The sequence below is a fragment of the Variovorax sp. P1_H2 genome, assembly GCF_056405295.1.
Window position 1 is genome coordinate 1 of record NZ_JBFUCJ010000210.1, and the last position, 5338, is coordinate 5338.

Annotated in this window: 5 protein-coding genes; 3 read left to right on the forward strand and 2 right to left on the reverse strand. The window is 70.9% G+C overall.

Annotated features, from left to right (window positions below; genetic code table 11):
- Positions 1-267: 267 nt before the first annotated feature.
- Positions 268-1863: an OpgD/OpgG family glucan biosynthesis protein gene (locus AC1D2E_RS34545; protein WP_478201580.1), complete on the reverse strand. Its 1596-nt coding sequence runs from the start codon at positions 1861-1863 to the stop codon at positions 268-270.
- A gap of 171 nt (positions 1864-2034) precedes the next feature.
- Between AC1D2E_RS34545 and ada the strand changes: the two genes are divergently transcribed.
- From ada to alkB, 3 genes are read left to right on the forward strand one after another with little or no spacing between them, the layout of a single operon-like run.
- Complete coding sequence (gene ada, locus AC1D2E_RS34550) at positions 2035-3117, forward strand: bifunctional DNA-binding transcriptional regulator/O6-methylguanine-DNA methyltransferase Ada (RefSeq protein ID WP_478201581.1); 1083 nt, start codon at positions 2035-2037, stop codon at positions 3115-3117.
- Positions 3114-3818 carry a 2OG-Fe(II) oxygenase gene (locus AC1D2E_RS34555; RefSeq protein ID WP_478201582.1) on the forward strand — a complete coding sequence of 235 codons (705 nt, stop codon included), beginning with the start codon at positions 3114-3116 and terminating at the stop codon, positions 3816-3818. Before ada ends, AC1D2E_RS34555 begins: the two co-directional genes overlap by 4 nt.
- The gene (gene alkB / locus AC1D2E_RS34560; protein WP_478201583.1) at positions 3819-4463 is read left to right on the forward strand and encodes a DNA oxidative demethylase AlkB; all 645 of its coding nucleotides are present in this window, start codon (positions 3819-3821) and stop codon (positions 4461-4463) included.
- Here alkB and AC1D2E_RS34565 read toward each other — a convergent pair.
- On the reverse strand, positions 4441-5338 hold an 898-nt coding region (locus AC1D2E_RS34565), incomplete at its 5' end, for an MBL fold metallo-hydrolase (protein ID WP_478201584.1). The two genes, alkB and AC1D2E_RS34565, sit on opposite strands and share 23 nt — an antisense overlap.

Consider the following 5338-nt stretch of genomic DNA (forward strand, 5'->3'; position numbering starts at 1 on the left):
TCTTTGAACACCCCCGAGCCCGGCATGCGGTGCGGGACGGGCGATCCCCACTGCGCCGCTGAGGAGCGCAGCTTCAGGCGGAAGAAGGGCCGCGCGTGTTTGAGCCGAAGGCGAGTTTCGCGCGGACCCCGCCTGGAGCGAGCACCGCAAGGCAGCCCGAAGGGCCGGCGCAGTGGGGTCGCTCGGCCCGTACCGCGTGCCGGGCGCCTCTCCCAACGCACGAGCGCCCCTCCCAACGCACGAGCGCCTCAAGCCCCCTGGACGCCCCTAGAACGGCTGATACTGATACAGCCAGGTCTCAGACAAGGTCTGATCCCCGTTCTTCAGGAACAGCCGCATGTCCACCGGCTCCGTGCCCTCGGGCGTGAAGTCGAACTGGGCCCGCCAGTGCCCCGGCACGCCGTTCGGCACCGGCTCCGCGAAGATGTACGAGAACTTGCCGCGCGCGGYGGTCAGCACCAGTTCGGGCTTGACGCCGAAGGGCAGCGATTCGAGCGGCTTGCCGATGAACTCGACCATGAACTTGCGCACGCCCCGCGGCCGCGGCTGGCCGGGCTGGCCGCCGCGCCCCATGCGGGTGGCGACACAGCGTGCCAGCGGCGACGGGAAGGGTTCCTCGGCGCTCCAGTGGAGCCGGTACTTGAGCGCCACGCTCGATCCGGCGGCGGCCGGTGCCTTGGGCACCCAGCAGGCCAGCACGTTGTCGTGGATCTCGTCGTCGGTCGGGATCTCGATCAGCTGTACCGCACCCTCGCCCCAGGCGCCGATCGGCTCGACCCAGAGGCTCGGGCGCTTCTCGTAGTAGACGCCGTCCTGGTAGTGGTCGAAGCCGCGGTCGCGCTGCAGCAGTCCGAAGCCCTTCGGGTTGTTGTCGGTGAAAGAGGAGGCCCGGGTCTGTGCCGGGTTGTTGAGCGGCCGCCAGATGCGCTCGCCGCCGCCGCTCCACATCGCCAGTCCGTCCGAATCGTGCACCTCGGGGCGCCAGTCGATGCCGGTGGGCTTCACGGTCTCGGAGAACCAGTACATCGAGGTCAGCGGCGTGAGGCCGAAGCGGGCGACGTCGCGGCGCAGGAACAGGCGGCAGTCGATGTCCATCAGCACGCCTTTGCCACGCTGCAGGACGAAGGTGTAGGCGCCCGTGATGCCGGGGCCCTCGAGCAGGGCGTAGACCGTCATGGCGTCCGAGCCCGGGGCCGGCGGCTCGAAGTAGAAGCGCGTGAAGTTCGGGAATTCCTCGGCCCGGTCGGGCACCGCGGCATCGAGCGCGATCCCGCGCGCCGACAGGCCGTACTGGTAGAGCTCGCCGATGGCGCGGAAGTAGGAGGCGCCGAGGAAGGCCACCCAGTCGTTCTTCTGCCAGGGCCGCTTGCCTTGATCGCCGAGGCGGCTTTCCTGCAGCCGGAAGCCCGCAAAGCCGGCGCCCCCCGGCAACTGCCTGGCCGGGCTGTCGGCCGGCATCGTGAAATAGGCGGGGTCGTAGAGAATCTCGCGCGCGAAGACGTCGCTGCCAGCGCTCTCGAGCACGTACATGTGGACCGGCGCCGGAAAGTAGCGGCCCAGGTGGAAGAAGGTCACGGGGAACGGGCCCGGCCCGTCGCGGAACAGCGCGTTGCCGGTGTCGAACCTGATCTTGCCGTGGGCGTCGTAGTCGATGCGCTGCAGCACGTCGGGCGGCAGCGAGTTGTCGGCCGCGTAGGGCTTGGCGGCCAGCGACTTCGACAGTGCAACAAGACGTTCGAAGGAGAAGGGCGCCGGCCGGCTGAGCTGGAGCCCATTGGCCGCCAGGGCCTCCGCGGGCAGTCCGAGGGCGGCGAGCGCGAGCGAGGCGCCACCGGCGGCAAGGAGTGAACGACGATCCATCATGTGGCCTCCAATCTAGCGAAGCGACAGGACTGGCGCCGTAGGCCGAAGCCGGAAGAAACCGTCTTGCCGGCATGGTCCTACAGTCGAATTCGAAAGCAAGACACGGAGTGCGCAGCGGATCGTCCTTTCCTACAGTGGATCCACCGATCAACACCGACGCAGAGGACGAACATGAACATGAGCAACGCCAATGAAATGCGGGCCCTCGCCACGGCCAGCGATCCGCGCTGGGCGGCGGTGGCCGCGCGCGACCCGGCGGCCGACGGCCGCTTCTTCTATTCGGTCCGCACCACCGGCGTGTACTGCCGGCCTTCGTGCGGGGCTCGGGCGGCGCGGCCCGAGAACGTCGACTTCCACGCCACGGCGGCCGATGCGGAGCGCGCCGGCTTCCGGCCCTGCCTGCGCTGCAAGCCCGACCAGCCGGCGCGGCCCGAACGGCGGGCCGCCCAGGTCGCCGCGCTGTGCCGCTTCATCGAAGAGGCCGAGCAGGCGCCCACGCTCGACGAACTGGCGGCGCGCGCCGGCCTCAGCGCCTCCCATCTCCACCGGCTCTTCAAGGAAGTCACGGGATTCACCCCGAAGGCCTACGCAGCGGCGCATCGGGCCCATCGTGTGCGCGAGGAGCTGGTGCGCAGCGACTCGGTGACGAGCGCGATCTACAACGCCGGCTACAACTCCAATGGCCGCTTCTACGAGGACGCCGACTGGACGCTCGGCATGACGCCGACGGCCTGGCGGGCCGGCGGGGCCGACACCGAGATCCGCTTCGCCATCGGCGAGTGCGCGCTCGGTTCGATCCTGGTGGCGCAGAGCGATCGCGGGGTCTGCGCGATCGCGCTGGGCGACGATCCCGATGCGCTGGCGCGCGAGCTGCAGGACCGGTTCCCGAAGGCCCGGCTGCTCGGCGGCGATGCCGACTTCGAGGCCTTGGTCGCCCGGGTGGTCGGCTTCGTCGAGGCCCCGGCCCTCGGGCTCGACCTGCCGCTGGACTTGCGCGGCACGGCCTTCCAGCTGCGCGTCTGGCAGGCGCTGCGCGAAATCCCCGCCGGCACCACCGCGAGCTACAGCGAGATCGCCGAGCGCATCGGCGCGCCGAAGTCGACGCGCGCCGTGGCCCAGGCCTGCGGTGCCAACACCCTGGCGGTGGCGATCCCCTGCCACCGCGTAGTGCGCAGCGACGGCAGCCTCTCGGGCTACCGTTGGGGCGTGGAGCGCAAGGGTGCGCTGCTGCGTCGGGAGGCAGAGCCGTCATGAGTGCGCGGGACCTGGATGGCGTCGACTGGGCGCAGGTGGACAACGATCTCGATGCGCAGGGGAGCGCCATGATCCAGGGCCTGCTGACGCCCGACCAATGCCGTTCGATGGCCGCGCTGTATGCCGAATCGGCGGCGTTTCGCAGCCGCGTCGTGATGGAGCGCCACGGCTTCGGCCGCGGCGAGTACAAGTACTTCGACCATCCGCTGCCGGCGCTGGTCGCGGGCCTGCGCGAGTCGGTCTACCCGCAGCTCGTGCCCATCGCCAACCGCTGGAACCAGGCCATGGGCATCGACGTGCGCTTTCCGCCGCAGCATGCCGAGTTCATCGCGCGCTGCCATGCGGCAGGGCAGCTGCGGCCGACGCCGCTGCTGCTGCAGTACGGCCCGGGCGACTACAACTGCCTGCACCAGGACCTGTACGGCGAGCATGTCTTCCCGCTGCAGCTGGTGCTGTTGCTGTCCGAGCCCGACCGCGATTTCACGGGCGGAGAATTCGTCCTGACCGAACAGCGGCCGCGCATGCAGTCGCGGCCGATGGTGCTGCCGCTGCGCCAGGGCGACGCGGCGGTGATCGCGGTGCACCAGCGGCCGGTGCAGGGCACGCGCGGCGTCTACCGGGTCAACCTGCGGCATGGCGTGAGCCAGGTGCGCTCGGGCCGCCGGCATACGCTCGGCATCATCTTCCACGACGCCGCTTGAATGACGCCGGACCTGTTCGAGACCGAAGCCCCCTGGCGCGAGCCGCTCGCGCCCGGCGCGGTGGTGCTGCGGCGATTCGCGCTCCACCGCGACGCTGCCTTGCTCGCGGCCGTGCAACGGGTGGTCGATGCGGCGCCGTTCCGCCACATGGTCACGCCGGGCGGTTTCCGGATGCAGGTGGCGATGACCAACTGCGGCGCGCTGGGCTGGGTCAGCGACCGCCGCGGCTACCGTTACGACGTCAACGATCCCGACAGCGGGCGGCCCTGGCCGCGCATGCCGGCCGAGTTCTCGCAACTGGCGGCCGAAGCCGCGGCCGAGGCCGGCTTCGAGGGATTCGCGCCCGACGCGTGCCTGGTCAACCGCTACCAGCCCGGCACGCGGCTGTCATTGCACCAGGACCGCGACGAGCGCGACCACGGCCAGCCGATCGTCTCGGTATCGCTCGGCGTCCCGGCCATGTTCCAGTTCGGCGGCACCCGGCGCACCGACACGCTGCAGCGGGTGCCGCTGGCCCATGGCGACGTGGTCGTGTGGGGCGGCCCGGCACGGCTCAACTTCCATGGCGTGCTGCCCCTGAAGGACGCGCAGCATCCGCTGCTGGGTGACTGCCGCATCAACCTCACGTTCCGGAAGGCCGGATGATCGGCTCGCGCGGCGGCAGCCGGCGCGTCTCGCCGATCGCCGTCACGAAGAACTGCGCCTCTGCCATGCCCTGCGCGGCGCGCAGTTCCGCGAGCCTGCGCGGCGGCTCGTCGAGCGCCTCGTCGGTCAGCTGGAACACGCCCCAGTGGATGCCGAGGGAGCGCTTGGCGCCGAGATCGACATGGATGCGCAGCGCTTCCTCGACATCCACGTGCTGGTCGCGCATGAACCAGCGCGGCGCGTAGGAGCCGATCGGGATCAGGGCGATGTCGAAGCCGCCGCCCAGTTCGTCGCTCTGCCGGTCGGCGAAGTGCGCGCGGATGTCGCTGAAGTCGCGCGAATAGCCGGTGTCGCCCGTGAACAGCAGGTGGCAGTCCGGCGCCAGCACGGCGAAGCCGCCCCATAGCGTGGCCAGGGCGTCGCGCGGGCTGCGCGAGGACCAGTGCTGGGCCGGCACCAGCGCCACCTCGACGGCACCGTTCGGGCCTTGGAGGCGCTGCCGGTCCCACCAGTCCAGCTCGATGGTGCGCGTGATGCCGCGCGCCGCCAGCCAGGTCTTGAGCCCGAGCGGCACCACGAACAGCGGCGGGCCGCCGGGCTGCCGGTTCAACGTGACCACGGAGGCCGCATCGAGATGGTCGTAGTGGTTGTGCGAGACCAGCACCAGGTCCACGCGCGGCAGTTCGGCCAGCGACAGCCCCGGGGCCGCATGGCGCCGCGGGCCGAGCAGCGGCAGCGGCGAGGCCCGATGCGAGAACATCGGGTCGGTCAGCACCGTGAGCCCACCCAGCTGCACCATCGCCGTGGCGTGGCCGATCCAGGTGACGGCCGGCTGCATCGCGGCGCCGGCGGCGGCGTTGGCGCGCAGCCAGGCC